The 2,037-nt window shown below is 36.8% G+C and carries 3 protein-coding genes; all 3 read left to right on the plus strand.

Annotation, left to right across the window (positions count from 1 at the left end):
* Positions 1 to 128 precede the first annotated feature (128 nt).
* The 3 genes from H6F45_RS26820 to H6F45_RS26105 all read left to right on the plus strand — a co-directional run bounded on the left by H6F45_RS26820 (position 129) and on the right by H6F45_RS26105 (position 1,903).
* Positions 129 to 293: a hypothetical protein gene (locus H6F45_RS26820; protein WP_190347157.1), complete on the plus strand. Its 165-nt coding sequence runs from the start codon at positions 129 to 131 to the stop codon at positions 291 to 293.
* A 241-nt stretch (positions 294 to 534) separates the two neighbouring features.
* A complete protein-coding gene (locus tag H6F45_RS26100) occupies positions 535 to 954 on the plus strand; it encodes a hypothetical protein (protein ID WP_096569119.1) in 420 nt (139 codons plus the stop codon).
* Positions 947 to 1,903, plus strand: a complete 957-nt coding sequence (locus H6F45_RS26105; protein ID WP_199301920.1) for a nucleotidyl transferase AbiEii/AbiGii toxin family protein — start codon at positions 947 to 949, stop codon at positions 1,901 to 1,903. The genes H6F45_RS26100 and H6F45_RS26105 overlap by 8 nt, the downstream gene beginning before the upstream one ends.
* The last annotated feature ends 134 nt before the right edge of the window (positions 1,904 to 2,037 follow it).

Consider the following 2,037-nt stretch of genomic DNA (forward strand, 5'->3'; position numbering starts at 1 on the left):
ACCGATGGAGTGACTTAATGCCGCTCATCACTTGGGAGTTATAGCTGGCTCGTGATATCGTCAATGATCATCCTCTCCCGTGGCAGAAACAAATCACTAAACTTACCCCTGGAAGGGTTGCACAAGCTATGCCTGGGATTTTAGTCAGGGTTTCCACTCCTGCCCAACCGCCAAAACCACGGGGTAAATCTCCCGGCTGGAAGACCGGACAGAACAGACAACGTAGAATTCGCTATCCTATTGTTAAAAAGCGTACTTCACCTTCACGTAAAGCCCAGCCAAAAACTGCTTGATTTCTCATTTTTTGAATTTTTTACTTTGCTTTTTTTCAACTCAGCTTCCCTGAGTCATTTTGTGTTTTTAGTCTAAAGTTCAGTTATTATTCTGAAAAGATATAAAATAATATCATTACTATTTTATATCCAGCATATCTCAAATAATTGAGAGGTATAAAATAAAACCTACTCAAACCCAATCAAACCCATAACAGGGTTTTGCGAATGAATTTGATCTCCGTAATAAGAGACTAAAAAGATGAAAACCCTTAACTCAGTAAAAGACGGAATAGCTCGAAAAATCGGCGATAGCCCCCGTAATGTCTTTATGCTTACGGATTTTAAAGATATTGCGGCTGACAGCCAAGTTAGGACTGTTTTTGATCAGCTAGAAACAGAAGGTAAAATAATCAAAATGAGTGAGAATTGCTATGCTAAAGCAGTTATCTCTCCTCTATCAAAGCGCGTAGTGCCTTGTAAAGCATTACGTGAATTGGCAACTGAGTTTTTGGAATATTTGAACATAGAAGTTGTACCGTCAAGCTATGACAAAGCTTACAACGAAGGACGGACAACCCAAGTCCCCACCGGACGGGTTATTGGGGTTAAAAAACCTATTCCAATTCCCCCTAAATTTGGTTACGATGGTAAATTTGTAACCTTTGAATACGTTGGTTAATCCATATCCTGTGAGTGCGTCTATTGATCCAATCTTATTAGAAGTTATTGCCAGTGATCTAGGTGTTGATCCTTCCTTTGTTGAAAAGGATTGGTATGCTATGAGAATAATAGCTGCCTTGATTACCGTTGATAAGCTTGGTATGAAATTAGTTTTTGCGGGTGGGACTAGCTTATCTAAAGGATTTGGTTTAATTCAACGTTTTTCAGAAGACCTTGATTTCAAGGTCATTTTACCGATTTTAGAACCCACTCGGAACGAACGCAGCAAATATAAAAACGAAATTTTAGATGTAATTCGTAACAGTAGTTCAGATTGGGCATTGAATGAGAACGAGATAAAAGCTCGTGATAAAAATAGTCAAGTTACTTGCAGTATTACTTACCAACAAAATTTTAAACAAGATATTGCGCTTCGTCCTTATATAAAATTAGATATCAAATTTACCTCGCTCGTCTTACCTTTTGAAGAAAAATCTTTAACATCTTTTATATCTCAAGCAATGGGATTACCACCAGAAGTTCCATCAATTGCTTGTTGTTCACCTGTAGAAACAGCCGCAGAAAAATTAAGTGCTTTAACTTGGCGAATTTTGACTAGAAATCGAGAAAATGAACACGATGATCCATCTATCATTCGCCATTTATATGATTTAACAGCATTAAATCTCATGATTAAAGATGACCAAAACTTTTCAAGTTTGGTTTCTAAATTTATGCAAGAAGATGTTAATAGCAACAGAGGGCAAATTCAATCTTTATCTATACCTAAAGTCGAATTATTACCAAAGATGTGTGAGCAGTTAGAATCAGATCCTATTTACCATGAGGAATACACAAGATTTGTAAAGGGGATGTCCTACGCTACAGAAGATGAATGCCCTACTTTTGAGGAATGTATAGAAACTGTTAAAAGTATAGTTGCCAGATTAGAATTAGCTTTTGATTAGTTTATAACCCACATTCCGCACCCTCAACTGTCACAGATCAAAAAAGCCATTAAAGTAGTACATAATAACTAAAGGTAACTTAAAAGTTAAGAGGCTTAATGAGAGTAAATAGCATTAAGCTGGGTATGGAGTGA

The organism is Sphaerospermopsis sp. FACHB-1194, from assembly GCF_014696235.1.
Lineage (GTDB): Bacteria > Cyanobacteriota > Cyanobacteriia > Cyanobacteriales > Nostocaceae > Sphaerospermopsis > Sphaerospermopsis kisseleviana.

Coding starts and splice junctions, on each gene's coding strand:
- H6F45_RS26820 (WP_190347157.1), top strand. CDS start 129: ATGCCTGGGATTTTAGTCAGGGTTTCCACTCCTGCCCAACCGCCAAAA.
- H6F45_RS26100 (WP_096569119.1), top strand. CDS start 535: ATGAAAACCCTTAACTCAGTAAAAGACGGAATAGCTCGAAAAATCGGC.